Origin of the sequence: Pseudomonas sp. 21 (genome assembly GCF_000955805.1) — a bacterium.
Classification (GTDB): Bacteria; Pseudomonadota; Gammaproteobacteria; order Pseudomonadales; family Pseudomonadaceae; genus Pseudomonas.
In genome coordinates, this window is the sequence record NZ_JYOA01000007.1 from 159,921 (window position 1) to 182,841 (window position 22,921).

Annotated in this window: 22 protein-coding genes and 2 pseudogenes; 15 read left to right on the forward strand and 9 right to left on the reverse strand. The window is 66.1% G+C overall.

Annotation, left to right across the window (positions count from 1 at the left end; genetic code table 11):
- Positions 1 to 63 precede the first annotated feature (63 nt).
- The 3 genes from UB43_RS16190 to UB43_RS16200 all read right to left on the reverse strand — a co-directional run bounded on the left by UB43_RS16190 (position 64) and on the right by UB43_RS16200 (position 1,892).
- Positions 64 to 1,026, reverse strand: coding sequence for a phasin family protein (locus tag UB43_RS16190; RefSeq protein WP_045212884.1), 963 nt, complete (start codon positions 1,024 to 1,026; stop codon positions 64 to 66).
- Positions 1,027 to 1,036: 10 nt separating this feature from the next.
- Positions 1,037 to 1,447 (reverse strand): phasin family protein, encoded by a 411-nt coding sequence (locus tag UB43_RS16195; RefSeq protein WP_045212886.1) that lies wholly within the window; start codon positions 1,445 to 1,447, stop codon positions 1,037 to 1,039.
- Between the two features lie 169 nt (positions 1,448 to 1,616).
- Complete coding sequence (locus UB43_RS16200; protein ID WP_024767449.1) at positions 1,617 to 1,892, reverse strand: polyhydroxyalkanoic acid system family protein; 276 nt, start codon at positions 1,890 to 1,892, stop codon at positions 1,617 to 1,619.
- 141 nt (positions 1,893 to 2,033) lie between these two features.
- On the opposite strand from UB43_RS16200, the gene ubiE reads away from it, so the two are divergent.
- The 14 genes and pseudogenes from ubiE to UB43_RS16260 all read left to right on the forward strand — a co-directional run bounded on the left by ubiE (position 2,034) and on the right by UB43_RS16260 (position 13,023).
- Entirely contained in the window at positions 2,034 to 2,816 is a 783-nt protein-coding gene (gene ubiE / locus UB43_RS16205) for a bifunctional demethylmenaquinone methyltransferase/2-methoxy-6-polyprenyl-1,4-benzoquinol methylase UbiE (protein ID WP_045212891.1), read from the forward strand.
- Positions 2,813 to 3,439, forward strand: coding sequence for an SCP2 domain-containing protein (locus tag UB43_RS16210; protein WP_256205183.1), 627 nt, complete (start codon positions 2,813 to 2,815; stop codon positions 3,437 to 3,439). Before ubiE ends, UB43_RS16210 begins: the two co-directional genes overlap by 4 nt.
- Positions 3,436 to 5,043 (forward strand): ubiquinone biosynthesis regulatory protein kinase UbiB, encoded by a 1,608-nt coding sequence (ubiB, locus tag UB43_RS16215; protein WP_045212896.1) that lies wholly within the window; start codon positions 3,436 to 3,438, stop codon positions 5,041 to 5,043. The genes UB43_RS16210 and ubiB overlap by 4 nt, the downstream gene beginning before the upstream one ends.
- A gap of 95 nt (positions 5,044 to 5,138) precedes the next feature.
- The gene (gene hisI, locus UB43_RS16220; protein WP_045212898.1) at positions 5,139 to 5,552 is read left to right on the forward strand and encodes a phosphoribosyl-AMP cyclohydrolase; all 414 of its coding nucleotides are present in this window, start codon (positions 5,139 to 5,141) and stop codon (positions 5,550 to 5,552) included.
- On the forward strand, positions 5,542 to 5,880 hold the full coding sequence (locus UB43_RS16225) for a phosphoribosyl-ATP diphosphatase (protein WP_045212901.1): 339 nt from the start codon (positions 5,542 to 5,544) through the stop codon (positions 5,878 to 5,880). Before hisI ends, UB43_RS16225 begins: the two co-directional genes overlap by 11 nt.
- A gap of 27 nt (positions 5,881 to 5,907) precedes the next feature.
- Positions 5,908 to 6,156: a twin-arginine translocase TatA/TatE family subunit gene (locus UB43_RS16230; protein WP_045212903.1), complete on the forward strand. Its 249-nt coding sequence runs from the start codon at positions 5,908 to 5,910 to the stop codon at positions 6,154 to 6,156.
- A gap of 3 nt (positions 6,157 to 6,159) precedes the next feature.
- Positions 6,160 to 6,672, forward strand: a complete 513-nt coding sequence (gene tatB / locus UB43_RS16235) for a Sec-independent protein translocase protein TatB (RefSeq protein WP_045212905.1) — start codon at positions 6,160 to 6,162, stop codon at positions 6,670 to 6,672.
- Positions 6,669 to 7,463: a twin-arginine translocase subunit TatC gene (gene tatC, locus UB43_RS16240; protein WP_045212907.1), complete on the forward strand. Its 795-nt coding sequence runs from the start codon at positions 6,669 to 6,671 to the stop codon at positions 7,461 to 7,463. Before tatB ends, tatC begins: the two co-directional genes overlap by 4 nt.
- Positions 7,460 to 8,167 carry a 16S rRNA (uracil(1498)-N(3))-methyltransferase gene (locus UB43_RS16245; RefSeq protein WP_045212911.1) on the forward strand — a complete coding sequence of 236 codons (708 nt, stop codon included), beginning with the start codon at positions 7,460 to 7,462 and terminating at the stop codon, positions 8,165 to 8,167. The genes tatC and UB43_RS16245 overlap by 4 nt, the downstream gene beginning before the upstream one ends.
- Before the next feature lie 184 nt (positions 8,168 to 8,351).
- Positions 8,352 to 9,344: pseudogene (locus UB43_RS30330) on the forward strand (methyl-accepting chemotaxis protein); the annotation flags it as partial.
- A gap of 216 nt (positions 9,345 to 9,560) precedes the next feature.
- The gene (locus tag UB43_RS30335; RefSeq protein WP_371318976.1) at positions 9,561 to 10,265 is read left to right on the forward strand and encodes a methyl-accepting chemotaxis protein; all 705 of its coding nucleotides are present in this window, start codon (positions 9,561 to 9,563) and stop codon (positions 10,263 to 10,265) included.
- A gap of 282 nt (positions 10,266 to 10,547) precedes the next feature.
- A pseudogene (locus tag UB43_RS30340) lies at positions 10,548 to 11,636 on the forward strand (methyl-accepting chemotaxis protein); the annotation flags it as partial.
- Positions 11,631 to 12,494, forward strand: a complete 864-nt coding sequence (locus UB43_RS30345) for a methyl-accepting chemotaxis protein (protein WP_371318977.1) — start codon at positions 11,631 to 11,633, stop codon at positions 12,492 to 12,494. The pseudogene UB43_RS30340 and the gene UB43_RS30345, both read left to right, overlap by 6 nt.
- A 100-nt stretch (positions 12,495 to 12,594) precedes the next feature.
- The gene (locus UB43_RS16260; RefSeq protein ID WP_045212919.1) at positions 12,595 to 13,023 is read left to right on the forward strand and encodes a UPF0158 family protein; all 429 of its coding nucleotides are present in this window, start codon (positions 12,595 to 12,597) and stop codon (positions 13,021 to 13,023) included.
- 403 nt (positions 13,024 to 13,426) lie between these two features.
- On the opposite strand, the gene UB43_RS16265 is transcribed toward UB43_RS16260, so the two are convergent.
- Genes UB43_RS16265 through mexA form a run of 3 tightly spaced genes read right to left on the reverse strand, consistent with a single transcriptional unit; the run spans position 13,427 to position 19,199 of the window.
- Positions 13,427 to 14,884, reverse strand: coding sequence for an AdeC/AdeK/OprM family multidrug efflux complex outer membrane factor (locus tag UB43_RS16265; protein WP_045212920.1), 1,458 nt, complete (start codon positions 14,882 to 14,884; stop codon positions 13,427 to 13,429).
- A 1-nt stretch (position 14,885) separates the two neighbouring features.
- Positions 14,886 to 18,026: an efflux RND transporter permease subunit gene (locus UB43_RS16270; protein ID WP_045212922.1), complete on the reverse strand. Its 3,141-nt coding sequence runs from the start codon at positions 18,024 to 18,026 to the stop codon at positions 14,886 to 14,888.
- A gap of 15 nt (positions 18,027 to 18,041) precedes the next feature.
- Positions 18,042 to 19,199 carry a multidrug efflux RND transporter periplasmic adaptor subunit MexA gene (gene mexA, locus UB43_RS16275; protein ID WP_045212924.1) on the reverse strand — a complete coding sequence of 386 codons (1,158 nt, stop codon included), beginning with the start codon at positions 19,197 to 19,199 and terminating at the stop codon, positions 18,042 to 18,044.
- Positions 19,200 to 19,469: 270 nt separating this feature from the next.
- On the opposite strand from mexA, the gene UB43_RS16280 reads away from it, so the two are divergent.
- Positions 19,470 to 19,904: a MarR family winged helix-turn-helix transcriptional regulator gene (locus UB43_RS16280; protein ID WP_045212926.1), complete on the forward strand. Its 435-nt coding sequence runs from the start codon at positions 19,470 to 19,472 to the stop codon at positions 19,902 to 19,904.
- A gap of 51 nt (positions 19,905 to 19,955) precedes the next feature.
- Here the strand turns inward: UB43_RS16280 and UB43_RS16285 are convergent, their stop codons facing one another.
- From UB43_RS16285 to UB43_RS16295, 3 genes are all read right to left on the reverse strand, one after another.
- Entirely contained in the window at positions 19,956 to 20,531 is a 576-nt protein-coding gene (locus UB43_RS16285) for a YceI family protein (RefSeq protein WP_017520144.1), read from the reverse strand.
- A 28-nt stretch (positions 20,532 to 20,559) separates the two neighbouring features.
- Positions 20,560 to 21,114, reverse strand: coding sequence for a cytochrome b (locus tag UB43_RS16290; RefSeq protein WP_045212930.1), 555 nt, complete (start codon positions 21,112 to 21,114; stop codon positions 20,560 to 20,562).
- Between the two features lie 176 nt (positions 21,115 to 21,290).
- Complete coding sequence (locus UB43_RS16295) at positions 21,291 to 22,781, reverse strand: flavin monoamine oxidase family protein (protein WP_045212932.1); 1,491 nt, start codon at positions 22,779 to 22,781, stop codon at positions 21,291 to 21,293.
- Positions 22,782 to 22,921 lie beyond the last annotated feature (140 nt).

Sequence of the window (22,921 nt, forward strand, 5' to 3'; positions counted from 1 at the left end):
TTTTCCCTTGGGGGAATGAAAACGCCCGGCGCGAGGCCGGGCGTGGGCGTTGCAGCAGACCGATCAGGCCTGGGACGGCGGCGGCGTTGCCGGAGCAGCGGCGGACGGCGTCACGGCCGGCGCGGCGGCGGGAGCCGACGGTGCAGCAGTGGCGGCCGGAGCGGTTGCCGGTTTCGGAGCTGCCGGCTTGGCGGCGGCCTTGGGCGCAGCGGGCTTCTTCACGGCAGCAGGCTTCTTCGCCGCGGCCGGCTTGGCTGCAGGCTTCGCAGCAGCAGGCTTGGCAGCAGCAGCCGGTTTTGCAGCGGGTTTGGCGGCAGGCTTCGCAGCGGCTTTCGCAGCAGCGGGCTTGGCAGCCGGTTTCGCGGCAGGCTTGGCCGCAGCCTTGGCAGCCGGTTTCGCCACAGCCTTGGCAGCGGGTTTCGCAGCAGCCTTGGCAGCCGGTTTGGCAGCCGGTTTGGCAGCGGCTTTGGCAGCGGGCTTGGCGGCCGGCTTCGCTGCAGGCTTCGCAGCAGCTTTGGCAGCCGGCTTGGAAGCCGCGGTCTTCACAGCGGGTTTCGCGGCCGGTTTGGCGGCGGCTTTCGCTGCGGGTTTGGCGGCGGCCTTGGCGGCCGGCTTGGCGACGCTGACGCCGGTGAGTTTCTCGATCTGCTTGGTGAGGCTGTCGACCTTGCTGTGCAGGTCCTTCACTTCACGGCTGCTCGGTACGCCCAGGCGCGAAATCGCACTGTTCAGGCGCTTGTCGAAGGCCTCTTCCAGCTCGCCCCACTTGCCGATCGCGGCGCCCTTGACGGCATCGACGCGCGCCTTCGCGGAACGGGTGGAAGTCTTCACCGCACCCTCGACTTCGGTCTTGGCCAGTTTCTCAGCCTTCTCGCCGTCCTTGACCAGGGTCTCGAACACCTTGCTGCCGTCCTTGCTGACCTTCGAGTAGGCCCCCAAGCCAGCCAGCCAGATCTGCCGCGAGTATTTCTCGATCTCGCCGATCCAACTGGACTCTTTTTTATCGGTAGTTTTTTTGCCAGCCATCCCGCTCTCCTTATTGGTTTTTCGCGACTCGCTCGAGCACTGCGCTCAGCTCATCCAGCTTAGCAGAGAGCGCCTCCACATCACGCCTGGAGGGAATTCCGATTCTGTTGAGGGCAGAGGACACACGCGCATCGAAAGCTTCCTCGATCTTGTCGAAGTTGAGCTTGGCTTTGACGCTGTGCAGACGACCCTTGACGCTGTCATTGGCGGCGTCGATCTGGGTGCTCACCAGGTCACGGCCCTTCTTCTCGACGGACTCACCGGACTTGACCAGTTCCTTGAAGTATTCGCTGCCTTCCTGGCCCACGCGAGCGTAGGTACCCAGGCCCGCGAGCCAGATCTGCCGCGCGTAGTGCTTGGCATCGGAATAGAGGGAGGATTCGAGCTCTACGACTTTCTTCTTGCTGACAGCCTTGGCCATGGTGGCACCTCACAGGGTTCTGATTCGATGGATTCGAATAGCTGCCCGCGAAAGGCGGGACTGTGGGCCAAGGTATCGGGGAAAATTAGAAAACACATACCAGGCTTTGTAGGAAAGCCGGCGCCGCCCGAAAGCGGCTTGGCCCCGCAGGGAGCGGGGCCGGAAGGTATCAGGCCAGCGCCTTGTCCAGCGCGCGCTCGATCTCGCCCTTGAGCAGGCCGCCCATGGCCGAGAGCATCAGGCCCAGCTTCACGTCCACCGCGACCTTGTCCGCGCCCACTTCGATGCGCCCGTCCACGCCGCTGCGCTTGAACAGCAGGGTATCGCCCTGCCACTCGCTGCTCACGCCGTGCTCGCGGCCGAGCTTGTCGGCGAGCTTCTCCGCCTTGGCGCGGGCGGCCTCGAGGCCGAGGGAGTGGGAACGTTCGACGTGGATACGGGACATGCTGGAACTCCGCGATTGACTGACCCTGCCGATCATACGCGCCGCGCCGTATCGCCGCACCCCGCGGCCACGGTCACCGGGGCGGCGTTTTCCGTGCTTCCTGTTAGAATGCCCGCCACTGACTTCCAGGGTAGAAATGCCATGAGCGAACCGCGCAAGCCCCAAGCCGGCCAGGACGGCGCCGATCCCACCACGCACTTCGGCTACAAGACCGTGCGCGAGAGCGAGAAGGCCGAGAAGGTTGCCGAGGTATTCCACTCGGTCGCCGCCAAGTACGACCTGATGAACGACCTGATGTCCGGCGGCATCCACCGTCTGTGGAAGCGCTTCACCATCGAGCTGTCCGGCGTGCGCGCCGGCAACCGGGTGCTGGACATCGCCGGCGGCACCGGCGACCTGACCCGCCAGTTCTCCCGCCTGGTCGGCCCGACCGGCGAAGTGGTGCTGGCCGACATCAACGCCTCGATGCTCAAGGTCGGCCGCGACAAGCTGCTCGACAGCGGCGTCGCCGGCAACGTCAACTTCGTCCAGGCCGACGCCGAGAAGCTGCCGTTCCCCGACAACTACTTCGACGCGGTGACCATCGCCTTCGGCCTGCGCAACGTCACCCACAAGGACGAAGCCATCCGCTCCATGCTGCGGGTGCTCAAGCCCGGCGGCCGCCTGCTCGTGCTGGAATTCTCCAAGCCCACCAGCAGCCTGCTGTCCAAGGCCTACGACGCCTACTCCTTCACCCTGCTGCCGCTGATGGGCAAGCTGGTGACCAACGATTCCGAGAGCTACCGCTACCTCGCCGAATCGATCCGCATGCACCCCGACCAGGAAACGCTGAAGTCGATGATGGTGGAGGCCGGCTTCGACCGCGTCACCTACCACAACATGACCGGCGGCGTGGTCGCCCTGCACCGCGGCATCAAGCCCTGATGACCCTGCTCCTGCAGGCCGCCCTGGCCAGCGCCGAAGCCACCGTCAACCGCGTGCTGCGGCTCGACGGCGTGGCCCTGCGGCGTCTCGGCCGGCTCGCCGGCAAGGTGCTGGAAGTGGACTGCCAGGCGCCCGCGCTGCGGCTGTTCATCCTGCCCGACGCCGACGGCCTGCACCTGGCCGCGCACCACGAAGCGCCAGCCGACTGCACCCTCGTCGCGCCGGCCGGCAGCCTGCTGCAACTGGCGCTGGCCAAGGACAAGACCCGCGTCCTGCACAGCCCTGAAGTGACCATGGGCGGCGACAGCGCGATGCTGCTGGAGCTGGCCGACATCCTCCAGAGCCTGGAGCTGGACTGGGAGTACGAAGTCTCCCGCTGGCTCGGCCCGGTGCCCGCACACCTGCTCGGCGCGCGCCTGCGCGGCGGCATGGCCTGGGCCGGCGACAGCCTGGAAAGCCTGCGCCTGAGCCTCGCCGACTACCTCGCCGAGGAAAGCCGCAGCCTGGTCGGCCAGCACGAAGCCGAAGCGCGCTTCGCCGAGCTGGACCAGTTGAAGATGTCCCTCGACCGCCTCGACGCGCGGATCACCCGCCTGACCCAGAAGATCAAGCCTGACGCATGAAGCTGCTCGCCTTCCGCCGCCTGCTGCGCATCCAGCGCGTAGCCATCCGCTACCGCCTGGACGACATGGTCCTCGAACTGCCCTTCCTGCCCTGGTGGCTGCGCCTGCTCGGCGGGCTGCTGCCCTGGCGCTGGCTGCCGCGCAAACCACTGGACCTCAGCCGTGGCGCGCGCATCCGCCTGGCATTGGAAGACCTCGGGCCGATCTTCATCAAGTTCGGCCAGATACTCTCCACCCGTCGCGACCTGTTGCCCGACGACATCGCCCTGGAGCTGGCCTTCCTGCAGGACAAGGTGCCGCCCTTCCCGCCGGAGCAGGCCGTGGCGCTCATCGAGCAGCAGCTCGGCGCGAAGATCGAGCAGGTGTTCTCGCGCTTCGAACGCGAACCACTGGCCTCCGCCTCGGTGGCGCAAGTACACACCGCGCAGCTCAAGAGCGGCGAGGAAGTGGTGGTAAAGGTCATCCGCCCGAACCTGGAGCCGGTGATCCGCTCCGACATCGCCTGGCTGCACATCCTCGCCCGCACCGCCGAGCGCATCTCGGCCGACGCCCGCCGCCTGCACCCGGCCGAAGTGGTCAGCGACTACGAGAAGACCATCTACGACGAGCTGGACCTGCTCCGTGAAGCGGCCAACTCCTCGCAGCTGCGACGCAACTTCGAAGGCTCGCCGTTGCTCTATGTGCCCCAGGTCTACTGGGACTGGTGCCGCCCGAAAGTGCTGGTGATGGAGCGCATCTACGGCATCCCGGTGACCGACCTGGACACCCTGCGCGACCAGCGCACCGACTTCAAGGCGCTGGCCGAGCGCGGCGTGGAGATCTTCTTCACCCAGGTGTTCCGCGACAGCTTCTTCCACGCCGACATGCACCCCGGCAACATCTTCGTCAGCACCCGCACGCCGTGGAGCCCGCAGTACATCGCGGTGGACTGCGGCATCGTCGGCAGCCTCACCGACGAGGACCAGGACTACCTGGCGCGCAACCTGATCGCCTTCTTCAAGCGCGACTACCGCAAGGTCGCCCAACTGCACATCGACTCGGGCTGGGTGCCGGCAGAAACCAAGGTCAATGATTTCGAGGCGGCGATCCGCACCGTGTGCGAGCCGATCTTCGAGAAGCCGCTCAAGGACATCTCCTTCGGCCAGGTGCTGCTGCGCCTGTTCCAGACCGCGCGACGCTTCAACATGGAAGTGCAGCCGCAGCTGGTACTGCTGCAGAAGACCCTGCTGAACATCGAAGGCCTGGGCCGCCAGCTCTACCCGGAGCTGGACCTGTGGACCACCGCGCAGCCCTTCCTGGAGCGCTGGATGCGAGATCGCGTCAGCCCCGGCACCCTGCTGCGCAACGCCCAGCAGCACATCGAACAGCTGCCGCACCTGGCGCAGATGACTCGCGACACGCTCGAGCGCCTGTCCCGCGAGCCGCAGCCCGAAACACGCCTGACCGGCGCACAGCCCGGCATGGCCAGCGCCTGGCCGGCGCGGCTGATTGGCGCGGTGCTGGTCGCCGGCGCCGCCGAAACCGGCCTCGCCACCCACAGCCTCGCGGCCTGGCCGGCGTGGGCGATGCTGGCCGGTGGTCTGTATCTGATTCTGCGCCGATAGCCAGTCGCCCCGGTGGCTGGCACACTTAACCGCTATACGAAGTGGCTTACAAAGTGGCTCTGGGCACCACACGTGCCCGCTGTACGGAACCCGAGATGAAAGACTGGCTGGACGAAATCAAGTGGAATGCCGATGGACTGGTGCCGGCGATCGCCCAGGACCATCGCACCGGCCGCGTGCTGATGATGGCCTGGATGAACCGCGAGGCCCTCACCCTCACCGCCGCCGAGAACCGCGCCATCTACTGGTCGCGCTCGCGTGGCAAGCTCTGGCGCAAGGGCGAGGATTCCGGGCACGTGCAGAAGCTGCACGAACTGCGCCTGGACTGCGACGCCGACGTGGTGATCCTGATGGTCGAACAGCTGGGCGGCATCGCCTGCCATACCGGCCGCGAGAGCTGCTTCTACCGGGTGTTCGAGAACGGCGCCTGGCAGACCGTCGACCCGGTCCTGAAGGACCCGGATGCCATCTACTCCCACGTAGGTACAGGAAAACCCCATGAGCACTGATACCCTCGCCCGTCTGGCGGAAGTCCTCGAAGCGCGCAAGAATGCCGCACCGGACAGCTCCTACGTGGCCAGCCTGTATCACAAGGGCCTGAACAAGATCCTGGAAAAGGTTGGCGAAGAGTCGGTGGAAACCATTCTCGCCGCCAAGGACGCCGCCGCCAGCGGTGACTGCACGGACCTGATCTACGAAACGGCCGACCTCTGGTTCCACTCCCTGGTGATGCTCGCCGCCCTCGGCCAGCACCCGCAGGCGGTGCTGGACGAGCTGGACCGCCGCTTCGGCCTTTCCGGGCACGACGAAAAAGCCGCGCGCCAGCCGTCTGCCTGAACCCGACAACATTGCGAGGAAAACAAGATGGGCATCTTTGACTGGAAACACTGGGTCGTCATCCTGATCGTCGTGGTCCTGGTCTTCGGCACCAAGCGCCTGAAGAACCTCGGTTCGGACGTCGGCGAAGCCATCAAGGGCTTCAAGAAGGCGATGAACACCGAAGAAGACGAGAAGAAGGACCCGAGCGCCGCTGCCGGCAACCCGCCGCTGAACCAGCCGCACACCATCGACGCCCAGGCGCAGAAGGTCGAAGAGCCGGCGCGCAAGGACTGATTCATGTTCGGTATCAGCTTCAGCGAACTGCTGCTGGTGGGACTCGTCGCCCTGCTGGTGCTCGGCCCCGACCGCCTGCCGGGCGCCGCGCGCACGGCCGGCCTGTGGATCGGCCGGCTCAAGCGCAGCTTCAATGCCATCAAGACGGAAGTGGAGCGCGAGCTGGGCGCGGATGAAATCCGCCGCCAGCTGCACAACGAGCACATCCTGCAGATGGAACAGGAGGCCAAGAAGCTGATGGCGCCACTGACCGACCTGCAGGAGCAGGCCCGGGAAACCTTCAATCCGCAGCAACAGCCGGCCCAGCCTGACGGCCAGGGCGCGCCTGCCGAGCCGCCCGCGGCGCCGAGCATCGCGCCCAATAGCCGCCTGAACAGCCTGCCGGGCGCGGGCCTCGCGCCCGCCACCCCGGAGGTTCCTGCCGCTGCACCGCAGGCGCCGGAAGCCGGCCAGCCGGCCCAACCGACCGCCGCGAGCCAGCCGCCCGCCTCGTCCGAGACGCCGCGTACCCCATGAGCGCCGAAAAACCCGACCAGCCCGAACACGACCAGGAAATGCCCCTGGTCTCGCACCTGACCGAACTGCGCACGCGCCTGCTGCGCTGCGTGGTCGCGATCTTCGTGATCTTCATCGGCCTGCTGTACTTCTCGCAGAAGATCTACGCGCTGGCTTCCGAGCCGCTGCGCCGCTTCCTGCCCGAAGGCGCGACCATGATCGCCATCGACCCGGCGTCGGCCTTCCTCGCGCCGCTGAAGCTGACCATGATCGTCGCCGTGCTGTTCGCCATGCCGGTGATCCTGGCCCAGGTCTGGGGCTTCATCGCACCAGGCCTGTACAAGCACGAGAAGCGCGTCGCCCTGCCGCTGCTGGCCTCCAGCATCGTGCTGTTCTACGCCGGCATGGCCTTCGCCTACTTCCTGGTGTTCCCGTTGATGTTCCACTTCTTCCTCGGCTCGGCCCCGGAAGGCGTGACACCGATGACCGACATCAACAGCTACCTGGACTTCCTCACCCTGCTGTTCGCCTTCGGCGTGGCCTTCGAGATTCCCGTGGCCACGGTGCTGCTGGTGTGGATCGGGGTGGTCAACGTGGCCTACCTGAAGAAGATCCGCCCCTACGTGATCATCGGCTGCTTCGTGGTCGGCATGATCCTCACCCCGCCGGACCCGCTGTCGCAGACCCTGCTGGCGGTGCCGATGTGGTTGCTGTTCGAGGCCGGCGTGCTGTTCAGCCACCTGATCCGCAAGCGCGGCCCGGAAGAGGAAGAAGAGTCCAAGGGCGACCAGCCTCCGGCCACCCGCTCGTGAACCTGCTGCTGCTCGACGACGCCGACTTCGTGACGGCGGATCGCGTGATCCTGCGCGACCGCCGCCTGACCCACATGCAGGAAGTCCACCGCGCCGAAAGTGGTGACCGAATGCGCGTCGGCCGTCTCGGCGGCCTGATGGGCGAAGGCCGCCTGCTGCGCCTGGAGGCCAACGAGGCCGAGTTGCAGGTCAGCTTCGACCAGGCCCCGCCGGCCAAGCTGCCGCTCACCCTGCTGCTCGCCCTGCCCCGTCCGAAGATGCTCCGCCGCGTGCTGCAGACCGTCGCCGCCATGGGCGTGCCGCGCCTGGTGCTGCTCAACAGCTACCGGGTGGAAAAGAGCTTCTGGCAGACGCCCTTCCTCGATCCCGACGCCGTGCGCGAGCAACTGGTCCTGGGCCTCGAGCAGGCCCGCGATACCGTCCTGCCCGAGGTCATCATCGAGAAGCGCTTCAAGCCCTTCGTCGAGGACCGCCTGCCCGCGCTGGCCGCCGGCAGCCTCGGCCTGATCGGTCATCCCGGCCCCTGGCCCGAGTGCCCGCGGGCGTTGAGCGAGCCGGTGACCCTGGCCATCGGCCCGGAAGGCGGCTGGATTCCCTACGAGGTCGACAAGCTGCGCGAAGCCGGTCTGAACCCCGTGCAACTGGGCGAACGCATCCTGCGCGTCGAGACTGCCGTGACCGCGCTCCTGGCACGCCTGTACTAACTGGAAATGGCTAGAGGCCAGTAACCACGCGGCCTCCAGCGTGAACCACCAGTCAGAAAATTACCGCAAAACCCTTCAGTTCCACGCAGCGAAGCCGATATCAGCGGTACCGGTCGTCCCCACTCTGCGCATTTCCTGCTCAGCCATGCGTACCGGCCCTGTTCATCGCTGGAGCGCCGCCTTCATGTTTCGCTGGTTCAACAACCTGACTGTCAAACTCAAACTCGCCTCGGGCTTCGGCCTGGTGCTGCTGCTCACCCTGCTGATCGCCCTCACCGGCTGGATCAACCTGGGCAACGTGATCGAACGGGGCGACAAGCTCGGCGAGATCTCCGAGCTGATCTCGATCGCCAAGGACCTGCGCATCGCCCGCCTGAAATTCCAGTCCACTCGCGCGCCGGAAGACGCCAAGGCGGTGCTCGATACGCTGGACAAACTGGACCAGCGCCACCGCACGCTGAACGAGAAGTTCACCGAGGCCGAGGACCGTCGCGTCATCGACCAGCAGCACGACCTGAGCGTGGAATACCGCAAGCTTTACGCCCAGTTGCTGAAGTCCTTCGAAGAGCGCGACGCCGCCAAGCAGGTGCTGATCCAGGCCGCCGGCGCGGTCAGCGAAGGCCTGCAGAAGGCCGAGCAGAAGCTGGTCAACAGCGCCAGCGTGGAAAGCCTGCAACACCTGCAGGACCTCGCCGGCCTCGGCCGTGGCGTCATGCAGGCGCGCCTCCAGGTCATGGCCTACACCAGCACCGACGCGCAGAACCTCGAGCAGCCCGCCTTCGCCGGCCTGCAGAAGCTGATCGACGGCGTGAAGAGTGACATGAGCACCTCGCCGGCCGAGCTGAACGGCGAGTTCCGCGCCACCCTCGACGCGCTGGAGACCTACCGCAACGCGCTGAGCAACTACCGCAACGAGGTCAACGACAGCCAGGCTGCCCGCGACCGCATGCGCGACGCCGGCCAGCAGATCGAGAAGCTCAGCAACGAACTGACCGCCACCCAGACCGCCAAGCGCGATGCCGGCGTGACCCATGCCAAGACCCTGCTGGGCCTGGCCGCGCTGATCGCCCTGGTGCTGGGCAGCATCGCCGCCTGGATCATCACCGTGCAGATCGTCAATCCGCTGCGCGACGTGCTGGGCCACGCCGAGCGCATCGCCGACGGCGACCTCAGCCGTGACATCCCCACCACCCGCCACGACGAACTGGGCCAGCTGCAGAAGAGCATGCAGCGCATGAACCTGTCCCTGCGCGAGCTGATCGGCCGCATCCACGACGGCGTGACCCAGATCGCCAGCGCCGCCGAGGAGCTCTCCGCGGTCACCGAGCAGACCAGCGCCGGGGTGAACAACCAGAAGGTCGAGACCGACCAGGTGGCCACCGCCATGAACGAGATGGCCGCCACCGTGCAGGAAGTCGCGCGCAACGCCGAGGAGGCCTCCGAGGCCGCCTCCGCGGCGGATCGCCAGGCCCGCGACGGCGAAGGCGCGGTGACCGAAGCGGTGACCCAGATGGATCGCCTGGCCGGCGAAGTCGGCCGCACCAACGAATCGGTGCTCAAGCTCAAGCGCGAAAGCGAGAAGATCGGCAGCGTCCTGGACGTGATCAAGGCAGTCGCCGAGCAGACCAACCTGCTGGCGCTCAACGCCGCCATCGAAGCCGCTCGCGCGGGCGATGCCGGTCGTGGTTTCGCCGTGGTCGCCGACGAGGTGCGCGGCCTGGCGCAGCGCACCCAGTCCTCCACCGAGGAGATCGAGGAGCTGATCGCCGGCCTGCAGAGCGGCACCCAGCAGGCCGTGCAGATGATGGAAACCAGCCGCGACCTGACCGTCAGCACCGTCGACCTGACCCGCCGTGCCGGCGAGCGCCTGGGCGCCATCACCCGCACCGTGTCGACCATCCAGTCGATGAACCAGCAGATCGCCGCCGCATCCGAGCAGCAGAGCGCGGTGGCCGAGGAGATCAACCGCAGCGTGATGAACGTGCGCGACATCTCCGAGCAGACCGCCGCCGCCAGCGAGGAAACCGCCGCTTCCAGCGTCGAGCTGGCGCGCCTGGGCAACGAGCTGCAGGTACTGGTCAGCCGCTTCCGCGTCTGATCCGTCCCGCCACGAAAAAAGGCCCGCGCACTGCGGGCCTTTTTATATCCACTACGAACTTCACCTGTAGGAGCGGGNCATGCCCGCGATCGCGCGCACGGCGCGCTCCTACAAAAAGTCCAGGCGCACGCGGCAAAGAACCGCCTTCAGTTTCTCAAACTCCCGCCGATAGCCTCTGACGCACGAAGATGCGTCCCGACAATTCCGCCTCGCCTCCGATCTTTTGTTGTTGCCTGCCACGGGTCGTCGATCCCGTGGCGACGCCTGCCTGGAGTTTTCGACATGTACGATTGGCTAGTAGTACAGCTGGGGCGCCTGAACGTCAGCCTGAAGCTGGTGGTGGGCTTCGGCATCCTCCTCTTCCTCACCCTGCTGGTGCTGCTCAGCGGCCTGCACAGCCTGGACAACCAGGCCGGGCGCGGCGAGCAGATGGCGACCATCACCGAACTCAACGACCTCAGCCAGCAGGCCAACCTCGCCCGCCTGCAGTTCGAACTGGGCGGTGATCGCAGCCAGGCCGAGCGCGTCGAGCAGCACAGCACGAAGATGCTGGAGCTGATCGAGCAGCGCCTGAAGGGCAGCGATATCGATGCCCGCCAGCTGGAGGCCGCGCGCCAGGCCGTCAGCCAATACCGCGAAGCTTTCAGCGCCCTCACCCGCGCGGTGGACCAGCGCACCCAGGCCCGTGGCACCCTGGTGGGCAGCGCACAGAGCGCCCTGCAGGCCTTCGAGACACTGGACAAGCAACTCTTCGAGCTGCTCGCCGAACAACCCGGCGACGCCCAGCTGCTGCATGGCGCGCAGGCCGTCGGCCAACTGCACCAGCAACTGCTGGTGGTGCGCTACCAGGTGCGCGGCTACGTCTTCGAGCAATCCGCGAGCGCCGAACAGGCCGCGTTCGCCGCCTTCGACAAGCTGCGCGACACCGGCACAGCCCTGCAGAGCCAGTTGCCGGCCATCGCCGCCGAAGGCCTGAGCGCTGCGCTCAAGGACCTGCAGGACTACCGCAGCGGCATCGAACACTTCCGCGACGGGGTGAACGCCACCCAGCAGGCACGCAAGGCCCTGGGCGGCGCCAGCGATGCACTGCTTGCCGCCGCCACCCACCTCTACGACGACACCCTGGCACGCAATGAGGCCGAGACCGCCGCCGCCAAGACTCGGCAGATCCTCATCGCCGTGCTCGCCCTGGCCTTTGGCTTCCTCTCCGGCTGGGCCATCAACCGCCAGATCGTCCGCCCGCTGCACGAGGCGCTGGAACTGGCCGAGCGTATCGCCCAGGGCGACCTGTCCCAGGGCCTGTCGCGCGACCTCAACCTGCAGCGCAGCGACGAGCTGGGCCAATTGCAGCGCGTGATGATGCGCATGCGCGAAAGCCTGGCGCAGCTGCTCGGCCACATCGGCGGCAGCGTCAGCCAACTGGCGACTGCCGCGGACGAACTCTCCGCCGTCACCGAGCAGACCCGCGCCGGGGTGAACAGCCAGCGCGTGGAAACTGAGCAGGTCGCCAGCGCCATCCATGAAATGGCCGCTACCGTGCAGGAAGTCGCGCGCAACGCCGAGCAGGCCTCCGCCGCCGCGCAGCAGGCCGACCAGCAGGCGCGCCAGGGTGACCAGGTGGTGCGGGACGCGGTGAACCAGATCGACCGCCTGGCCATCGAAGTGGATCGCTCCGCCGAGGCCATGGCGCTGCTGCGCAAGGAAAGCGAAAAGATCGGCAGCGTGCTGGATGTGATCAAGTCGGTGGCCGAGCAGACCAACCTGCTGGCGCTCAACGCCGCGATCGAGGCCGCCCGTGCCGGCGAGGCCGGGCGTGGTTTCGCCGTGGTCGCCGACGAGGTGCGCGGCCTGGCGCAGCGCACGCAGTCTTCCACCGCCGAGATCGAAGGCCTGATTGCCGGCCTGCAACGCGGCGCCCAGGAAGCGGTGACGCGCATGGACGACAGCCGCCGCCTGACCGGCAGCTCGGTGGAACTCACCCGGCGCGCCGGCGAGGCGTTGGGCGTGATCGCCCGCACCGTGGCCGACATCCAGGGCATGAACCTGCAGATCGCCTCCGCCGCCGAGGAACAGAGCAGCGTCGCCGAGGAGATCAACCGCAGCGTGGTGCAGGTGCGCGAGATCGCCGACCAGTCCGCCGCCGCCAGCGAGCAGACCGCCAGCTCCAGCACCGAGCTGGCGCGCCTGGGCAACGAGCTGCAACTGCAGGTGGGGCGCTTCCGCCTGTGAGGCGCCCGTCGCTCGGCGCGCCCGCGCCGACCGACAACGGCAGGACAGTTGTCATGCGCATGGCGTAGGATCGGTCACTCGCCATATAGGGAGAGTGACCATGCGCCCGCTGACCATCGACCTCGACGAACTCGCCTTCGCGCTCGACACCCAGGGTATCGATCACTACCTCGATCTGTTCAGCGGCCAGGTGCTGCTGATTCCCGAAGAAGACCCCGATCCTGAACTGGCCGAACTGCTGCACCGCGAGCCGGAGCGCCTGCTGCCCATCGAACCGCTGAGCAGCGGCCAGTCGCTGGAGCTGATGCGCGAGTTCCTCCGCGAAGTGCCCGAGCCGCACGCCTACTCCGCCCTGGCCAACGCCATCGAGGGGCGCAAGCCGTTCAAGGCCTTCCGTCACGTGCTGATGGGTTATCCCGAATTGCTGCAGGCCTGGTACGTCTACCAGAGCGAGCGGCTGCGCGAGTGCGCGCTGGATTGGCTGGCGGACAACCATATCCAGCCGGCGACCCGCAGCGCGATGCTCTGATCCGCAGGTTCGCGAGCAAGCTCGCTCCTACGAAGAGCACCCCGGCCCCAGCAGAGGCGCGAAACGCCGCAAACTCTCGCGCAACAATGTAGGGCGGATAACCAGATCCAGCCGGCAACGCGCAGCGCGATGCTTTGATCCGCAGGTTCAGGGGCAAGCTCGCTCCTACGTAGAGCGAGCATTCCGCACCCTGTAGGAGCGAGCTTGCTCGCGAACTGCCCCCCACTCCGGCACAACAATGCAGGAGCGCCCCGCAGCATGCTTGCGACTCCTGGACCAGGCGTCGCCCTCACCGATAACGTGGGAGCGGACTTCGTCCGCGATCAGCCACGCCCACGCAGCAGCTCCTGCCCCGCCGCCCAGACAAAAACGCCGCCCCGAAGGGCGGCGTTTTTGTTTCCGATCAGAACAATCGGCCTTCCGGCGCTTCGTTGGAGATCGGCTTGGCTTGCGCCGCCGTCGCCTGCCAGCCGCCGCCGAGGGCCTTGTACAGGTTGACCTCGCTGGTCAGCTGGTTGAGGCGGTCGGTGATCAGCTGCTGCTGGGCACTGAACAGCGAGCGCTGCGCGTCGAGCACGGTGAGGTAGTTATCCACACCGGTGCGGTAGCGCTTGTCGGCCAGGCGGTAGTATTCGCTGGTGGCGTCCACCAACGAGCGCTGCGCCTGCAATTGCTCGTTGAAGGTACCGCGCGCGGCGAGGCCGTCGGCGACCTCGGAGAAGGCCGTCTGGATGGCTTTCTCGTACTGCGCCACGTTGATGTCCTTCTGCACCTTGGCCAGGTCCAGGCTCGCCTGCAGGCTGCCGGCGTTGAAGATCGGCAAGGTGATCGAAGGCTTGAACAACCAGCTGCCGGAACCGCCGTCGAACAGGCCGGACAGGTCCGGGCTGAGGCTGCCGGCGTTGGCAGTCAGGCTGATGTTCGGGAAGAACGCCGCCCGCGCCGCGCCGATGTTGGCGTTGGCCGCCTTGAGCTGGTGCTCCGCCTGGAGGATGTCCGGGCGGCGCTGCAGCAGGTCGGAGGGCAGGCCCGCCGGGACAGTGGCCAGCAGCTCGTCGGACAGCTGGCGGCCCTGGGGCAGGTCGCCCGGCAGACCGGAGCCCAGCAGCAGGACCAGCGCGTTCTGGTCCTGCGCAACGAGACGGGTGTACTGCGCCAGGGTCGCCCGCGCGCTTTCCACCGAGGTCTGCGACTGGCGCAGGTCCAGGGCCGAGGCGACGCCGACTTCGTAGCTGCGCTTGGTCAGGTCGTAGCTCTTCTGGTAGGTGCCCAGGGTGTTGCGGGTCAGCTCCAGTTGGGCCTGGTCGGCGCGCAGCGTCAGGTAGGCGTTGGCGACGTTGGCCACCAGGCTGGTCTGGGTGCTGCGACGGGCTTCTTCGCTGGCGAAGTAGGTTTCCAGCGCCTGGTCACGCAGGGCGCGCAGGCGGCCGAACAGGTCGAGTTCCCAGGAGGTAACGCCCAGGGTGGCGCCGTACTGGCTACTGATCATCGAGCTGCCGGTGGTCGACAGGTCGGCCGGCAGGCGCTGGCGCGAGCCGGTGATGCCGGCGTCCACCGCCGGGAACAGGTCGGCCCGCTGGATGCGGTATTGCGCCCGGTAGGCTTCGATGTTCAGCGCGGCAACGCGCAGGTCACGGTTGTTTTCCAGCGACACTTCGACCAGTCGCTGCAGTTGCGGGTCCTTGAAGAACTCGCGCCAGCCGATGTCAGCGCCGGCAGTAGCCGGCTGCCCCGCATCGTAGGCTTCTCCCTGCGGATAAGCCGCGGCCACGGGCGCCTCTGGGCGCTCGTAGTCGGGGATCAGCGAGCAGCCGGACAACACGCCGGCTGCTATGGCAAGGGACAGTAAGGACTTTCTCATATCAATGCCCCTTCTCGGTGGATTCCTGTTCCTTGGACGCCGAGTCCTTGAACAGGGTACTGACCACCACGTAGAACAACGGCACCCAGAAGATCGCGAGGATGGTCGCGGTGACCATGCCGCCGATCACGCCGGTACCGATCGCATGCTGGCTGCCGGAGCCGGCGCCGGTGGAGATCGCCAGCGGCACCACGCCGAGGATGAACGCCAGGGAGGTCATGACGATCGGACGCAGACGCATCCGGCAGGCCTCGATGGCCGCCTCGACGATGCCCTTGCCCTGCTCGTGCAGTTCCTTGGCGAACTCGACGATCAGGATCGCGTTCTTCGCCGACAGGCCGATGGTCGTCAACAGACCCACCTGGAAGAACACGTCGTTGGACAGACCGCGCATGGACGTCGCCAGCAGCGCACCGATGACGCCCAGCGGCACCACCAGCATCACCGAGAACGGAATCGACCAGCTCTCGTACAGCGCCGCCAGGCAGAGGAACACCACGATCAGCGACAGGGCGTAGAGCGCAGGGGCCTGCGAGCCGGACAGGCGTTCCTCGTAGGACAGACCGGTCCAGGCATAGCCGACGCCCTTGGGCAGTTGCTTGACGATCTCCTCGACCGCCGCCATGGCTTCACCGGTGGAGCGGCCAGGAGCCGGTTCACCGAGGACTTCCATGGCCGGCACGCCGTTGTAGCGCGCCAGTTTCGGCGACCCATAGCTCCACTCGCCGGTGGCGAAGGCACTGAACGGCACCATCTCGCCGGTGCTGTTGCGCACGTACCACTTGTCCAGGTCTTCCGGGCTCATCCGCGCATTCGGGCGGCCTTGCAGGTAGACCTTCTTCACCCGACCACGGTCGATGAAGTCGTTGACGTAGTTCGAACCCCAGGCGATGGAGATGGTGCTGTTGATGTCCGCCAGCGAGACGCCCAGCGCACTGGCCTTCTCGTCGTCGATCAGCAGCTTGTACTGCGGTTCGTCGTTCAGGCCGTTGGGACGCACGCGCTGCAGTACCGGGTTCTGGGAAGCCAGGCCGAGGAACTGGTTACGCGCCTGCATCAGCACTTCGTGGCCAACGCCGGCCTGGTCCTGGAGGAAGATGTCGAAGCCCACGGCGTTACCCAATTCGAGTACCGCCGGCGGGGCGAAGGCGAACACCATCGCGTCCTTGAAGCTGAAGAAGTGCTGCTGCGCGCGCTGGGCCAGCGCGAACACGCTGTTCTCCGCGCCCGGACGCTCTTCCCAGGGCTTGAGCATGATGAACGCCATGCCCGAGCTCTGGCCGCGGCCGGCGAAGTTGAAGCCGGTCACGGTGAACACCGAGGCCACCGAGCTGCTTTCCTTGTCCAGCAGGTACTCGCGCATGGAGTCCACCACCACCTGGGTGCGCTCGGCGGACGAACCGGCCGGGGTCTGCACCTGGGCGAACAGCACGCCCTGGTCCTCGTCGGGAAGGAACGCGGTGGGGATGCGGGTGAACAGGAAGACCATGCCGCCGAGGATCATCACGTACATCAGCAGGTACGGCACGCGGTGCTTGAGGATCGAGGTGACGCCGCGCTCGTAGCCGTGGGTGGTGGAGAGGAACGCACGGTTGAACCAGCCGAAGAAGCCGCGCTTGTGTTCGCCGTGGTCGCCCTTCTCGATGGGCTTGAGCATGGTGGCGCAGAGCGCCGGGGTCAGCACCAGGGCCACCAGCACCGACAGGGCCATGGCCGAGACGATGGTGATGGAGAACTGGCGGTAGATCACCCCGGTGGAGCCACCGAAGAAGGCCATCGGCAGGAACACCGCCGAGAGCACCAGGGCGATACCCACCAGCGCCCCCTGGATCTGGCCCATGGACTTGCGCGCCGCCTCGCGGGGCGACAGGCCTTCCTCGGCCATCACCCGCTCGACGTTTTCCACCACCACGATGGCGTCGTCCACCAGCAGGCCGATCGCCAGCACCATGCCGAACATGGTCAGGGTGTTGATCGAGAAGCCGAAGGCGGCGAGTACGCCGAAGGTGCCCAGCAGGACCACCGGCACGGCGATCGTCGGGATCAGCGTGGCGCGGAAGTTCTGCAGGAACAGGTACATCACCAGGAACACCAGCAGGATCGCTTCGCCCAGGGTCTTCACTACCTCATGGATGGAGGCGGAGACGACCGGGGTGGTGTCGTACGGGTAGACGATCTTCATGCCCTGCGGGAAGAACGGCTCCAGCGTGGCCAGGGTGGCGCGGATCGACTTGGCGGTGTCCAGCGCGTTGGCGCCGGTCGCCAGCTTGATCGCGATACCCGAGGCCGGCTTGCCGTTGAACTGGGCGTTGATGCTGTAGTCCTGGCCGCCCAGGGCCACGTCGGCGACGTCCTTCAGGCGAACCTGGGAGCCGTCGGCGTTGACCTTGAGCAGGATGTCCTTGAACTGCTCGGCACTCTGCAGGCGGGTCTTGCCGATGATGGTGGCGTTGAGCTGCTGGCCCTTGACCGCCGGCAGGCCGCCCAGCTGGCCGGAGGATATCTGCACGTTCTGCGCCTGGATCGCCGTCTTCACATCGCCCGGGGTCATCTGGAAGCTGTTGAGCTTCGCCGGGTCCAGCCAGATGCGCATGGCGTACTGCGAACCGAACACCTGGAAGTCGCCCACGCCAGCAGTCCGCGACAGCGGGTCCTGGATGTTGGAGACGATGTAGTTCGACAGGTCTTCCTTGGTCATGCTGCCGTCTTCGGAGACGACGCCGACCACCATCAGGAAGTTCTTCACCGCCTTGGTCACGCGGATGCCCTGCTGCTGCACTTCCTGCGGCAGGAGCGGCGTGGCCAGCTGCAGCTTGTTCTGCACCTGGACCTGGGCGATGTCAGGGCTGGTGCCCTGGTCGAAGGTCACGGTGATGGTCATGCTGCCGTCGGAGTTGGACTCCGAGGAGATGTAGCGCAGATGGTCGAGACCGTTCATCTGCTGCTCGATCACCTGCACCACGGTGTCCTGCACCGTCTCGGCGGAGGCGCCCGGGTAGCTCACCTGGATGGCGATGGCCGGCGGCGCAATGGCCGGGTACTGGTTCACCGGCAACTTGAGGATCGACAGACCGCCCGCCAGCATGATCACCAGGGCGATCACCCAGGCGAAGATGGGCCGGTCAATGAAAAACTTCGACATTACGAATCCCCTTGATTAACCCTGCTTGGCCGGTTGAGCGGCGGCGGGCTTGTCGGCGGCACCAGCGGTGGGCGCCACGTTCTTCGCGGGTACGGCCTTGGCCTGGGCGCCCGGCTGGACGTACTGCAGGCCTTCGGTGATCAGGCGGTCGCCGGGCTTGAGGCCATCGCTGACCAGCCAGTAGGCACCGACGGTGCGGTCGGTCTTGAGGGTGCGCAGCTCGACCTTGTCCTCGCCGTTGAGCACCAGCGCGGTCGCCATGCCACGGAAGTCGCGGGTCACGCCCTGTTGCGGCGCCAGGATGGCCTGCTTCTTGATGCCCTCTTCCAGCTGCGCATGGACGAACATGCCCGGCAGCAGCTCCTTGTTCGGGTTGGGGAAAATGGCGCGCACGGTCACCGAGCCGGTGCCCTGGTCAACCGAAACCTCGGAGAACTCCAGCTTGCCCTCGACGGGGTATTCGGAGCCGTCTTCCAGGTACAGCTTGACCTTGGCGGCGTTGTCGCCGGCCTTCTCCAGCTGCCCGGCGGCCAGCTCGCGGCGCAGGCGGATCAGCGAAGTGGAGGACTGGGTGACGTCGACGTAGATCGGGTCCAACTGCTGCACGGTGGCCAGCGCAGTGCTCTGGCCGTTCTGCACCAGGGCGCCTTCGGTCACGCTGGAGCGGCCGATGCGGCCGGAGATCGGCGAATAGACCTTGGTGTAGCGCACGTTGATCTGCGCGCTGTCGACGGTGGCCTTGGCCTGCAGGTAGGCGGCCTGGGCGTCGGCGTACTGCTGCTTGCTCACCGCCTCGTCCTTGACCAGTTCCTTGTAGCGCTCGGCCTGCTGCTGGGTGGATACCAGGTTGGCCTGGGCGCTCTGCAGCGTCGCCTGATAGGTGGCCGGGTCGATCTGGTACAGCTGCTGGCCTTCCTTGACGTCACTGCCTTCCTTGAACAGGCGCTTGAGGATGATGCCGTTCACCTGCGGGCGAACTTCGGCAATGCGATACGCGGTAGTACGGCCCGGCAGTTCGGTGCTCAGGGTGACTTCCTGCGGCTGCAGGGTCACTACACCGACCTCGGGGATCTGCTTCTCCTGCGGGGCCTGGGCTTTGTCGCAGCCGGCAAGAGTGGCCATGGCGACGAGCAGGGCCGGGACCAGGGCGCGCATGGCTGGCTTTCGTTGCATATCGTTGTCCTCGTGAGCAAAGCATCCGGTTTGGCTGTGGGCTTGCCGGTCCGGAAAAGCTGGCAAAAATACTTACATTCAGCCCTGTTTGTAAACGTCCGAAAGCCCTGAGGGAAACCTACTGAAACGTTTTAGCCAATGGCCGATGTCGCAGTAGGTTTCCCGCAAGGCAGTCGCGGCGACGAACAAAGTTGATAACATCAACTAAAATACGAAAAAATGGTTGAGCTGATCAACCGGATTTACACAAGACTTACCGTGACCGAGCCGATGACCCACACCCTGAATCCCGACCTGCCACAGACCCTGATGAAGGTCCTCGATCATTTGCGCGAGAGCCTCCAGGACGAACTGTGCGCCGAGGGCATCGACCTCACCCCGCCGGACATCCGCCTGCTCGAGCTGATCGGCGCCGATGCCGGCCAGAGCCTGCAGAGCCTCGGCCGAAAGATGTGCCGCGACAAGGCACTGGTGACCCGCAAGATCCGTGAAATGGAGACGCTCGGCCTGGTTCGCCGCGAGCGCAACCCGGACGACCAGCGTAGCTTCCAGCTGTTCCTCACCGAGGCCGGGAGCCGTATCGACGAACGTACCCAGGCCATCCTCGCACGAACCCATGACAGTCTGTTCGCGCCCCTGGACGACGAGGAGCAACGCACCCTGACCCAGCTCCTGCGGCAATGCCTGCAGGGCCGGGCAGACTAGCGCTACAAACGAAAACGCCGGCGTTCGCCGGCGTTTTCGCTGTCCTGCTTCTTACTGACGCACCCCTTCGACCGACAGGGTCAGCTCGACTTCCTGGGAAGCCGGGCCGAGGTCGCGCTGGATGTTGAAGTCCTTCAGCTTGAGGGTGGTGGTGCCGAGGAAGCCGGCACGGTAGCCGCCCCACGGGTCATCGCCCTGGCCGATCAGTTCAGCCTTGATGGTGACCGGCTTGGTCACGCCGTTGAGGGTCAGGTTGCCGGTGATCTCGGCATTCTTGCCATCGGCCTTCACGGCGGTGGATTCGAAGGTCGCGGTCGGGTTCTTCGAGACGTTGAGGAAGTCCGGGCTGCGCAGGTGCTTGTCACGCTCGGCGTGGTTGGAGTTCACGCTGTTGGTGTTGATGGTCACCTTGACCTTGTCGGCGGACGGGTTCTTCTCGTCGAAGGTGAAGGCACCGTCGAAGTCGTCGAAGCGGCCGTACAGCCAGCTGTAACCCAGGTGCTTGATGCGGAACTCGATGAAGGCGTGCTGGCCTTCCTTGTCGATCTTGTAGTCCGCGGCCATGGCCTGGCCAGCGGAGAACAGGGCGGTACCCAGCGCCAGAGCGGCGAACGTCTTCTTCAGCATTGAAGCAATCTCCCTTTGGGGTGAGGTGTTATTTCGCGGCACGACCGAGCATGCGGACCAGCGTCTCATCACGGTCGAAGAAATGGTGTTTGAACGCCGCCAGGGCGTGCAGCACGGCCAGCACCACGAGGGTCCAGGCCAGGTACAGGTGGATGGCGCCGGCGATGTCGGCCTGGTCGGTGATGCCGCTCAGGGTGGCGGGCACGTCGAACCAGCCGAACACGCTGATGGGTTTGCCTTCGGCGGTCGAGATCAGGTAGCCGGCGATGATCACCGCGAACAGCAGCGCGTAGAGCGCCAGGTGGCCGAGCTTGGTGGCCAGGCGGGTCAGGTTGCCGTGACTGGCCGGGGTCGGCGGTGCCGGGCTGATGAAGCGCCAGAGCACGCGAACGATCAGCGCGATGGCCAGGAGGATGCCGATGCCTTTGTGGATTTCCGGGGCGCGGTGGTACCAGGTGTCGTAGTAGTCCAGCTCGCGCATCCACAGGCCCAGGCCGAACAGGCCGAAGACCACCAGCGCACTGCCCCAGTGCAGGAACAGGCTGACCAGTCCGTAGCGAGCGGGGGAATTACGCCATTGCATCGATCGACATCCTTGAAAACGGGAATTCAAGACTAGCGGCTAATCCATCGAAGAAAAGCAGAAAAATCTGCTTTGAAACATCGACTGACAAGATAGGTCATCTCCTGAAACGGCCGTGCCAGAGCCAGAAACGACAATGCCGGCTTTCGCCGGCATTGTGGATGGAGCGGGTTGGCTCAGAACGGCAGCCAGGACATGATGCCCTTCTTCTCGCCCTTGGCCTCGGCCGGCTTGTCGCTGGCGGCCGGCTTGTTATCGGCCACCAGGGATGCGCCTTCGAGCACCGGCGTCTTGCCGGCATACAGGTCGCGGACCTGGCTGGCGGCACGCTTGCCGCTGCGCAGGGCGCCTTCGATGGTGCCCGGGTAGAGCGCATCGGTGTGCTCGCCGGCGAAGGCCACGCGGGACACCGGGGTCTCCCACACGCGCCAGAAGCGGCTGATCTGGCCCGGACCGAAGGCCAGGTAGGAACCGCCGGTGCCGGCGTCGGTGCTGTAGCGACGCATTTCGTAGCCGTCGTAGGCACCGCGCATCTTCGGGTAGTACTTGTTCATGCGGATCAGTACCTGCTCGGAGAGCTGGCGGTCACCGAAGGCCTGCATCACACGGGCGTTGTCGCCGGACAGGTTGATCAGCACGTTGGCGCCGCCCTTGGTCGCGGGCTCGACCCAGATCATGCCCAGGCCCTGGTCGCTGTAGATCTCGCCGGACAGGCGCGACTTGTCGTCCCACACCGGGCGCTTGAACTTCATCAGGATCTGGTCGCGCCAGCCATAGTTGGTGCCCTTGAGCGCCGCCAGCTGCTTCTCGTTCAGGCCCGGGGTCAGGGTGATGTTGCCCAGGGCGCGCAGCGGCACGGCCAGCACCAGGTAGTCGGCGCTGTAGCCGGTGGCGCCGACCTTGACGGTCACGCCATCCTTGTCCTGGCTGATCGAGGTGACCTTGGCGTTGGTCTTGATGGTCTTGATCTGCTTGACGAAGGCCTGGGCCAGCACCTGGCTGCCGCCGGGCAGGCGCGACGCGCGCAGGTCACGGTCGTCGACGCCGCGGTACACACGGCCCTGCTGGGCGAGGTAGAGCAGCGACAGGCGCGACGGTTCGTCGTAGTGCGAACGGATGCGCTGGTTGACCAGCAGGCGCGCGGTCGGCGACAGGTTCAGCTTGTCCAGCCAGCGCGCGGCGGTGAGCTGGTCGAGGGCGAACAGGGTCTTGTTCGCCAACGGGTTGAGCGGGTCGTCGATGGAGGCGGACAGCTCGTTCAGGGACTTCTCGAAGCGCTCGAGGTCCGCGGCGACGGCCGGCATCTTGGTCTTCAGGTCGGCGCTGGTGTAGTAGACGCCGTCGATCAGGTAGCTCGGGGTGCGGACGAATTCCGGCGCCGGCACCGAATTCACCTTCAGGGTGTCCAGGTAGCCGTTGAGGGTCGGCTGGACCTTCTTGTTGCCGATCCACTCGCTGGTGGCCAGGCCCGAGCGGCCGCCCACCTGCGGCTTGGCTTCCAGCAGGGTCACCTGCCAGCCTGCCTGCTGCAGCTCGTAGGCCGCGGAGAGGCCGGCGAGTCCGCCGCCCACCACGATGGCGGTCGGTTGTTTGTCCTTGCCCAGCGCCACTACGCTGAACACGCCCAGAGCGAGCAGCGCGGCAGCGCGCAGCCATCCCATTTTCATCGCCAGACTTCCCCGAATTGGTGCAAAGGCGCGAAGCATACGTGAGCGCCAGAAAGCCGAATAGCTGTCTTGGTCGGCTGCCTGCAACATGTGTCGTGGGACGTGTCCTTGTTCATCTCAGGAGCATTGAATAGGCTTGC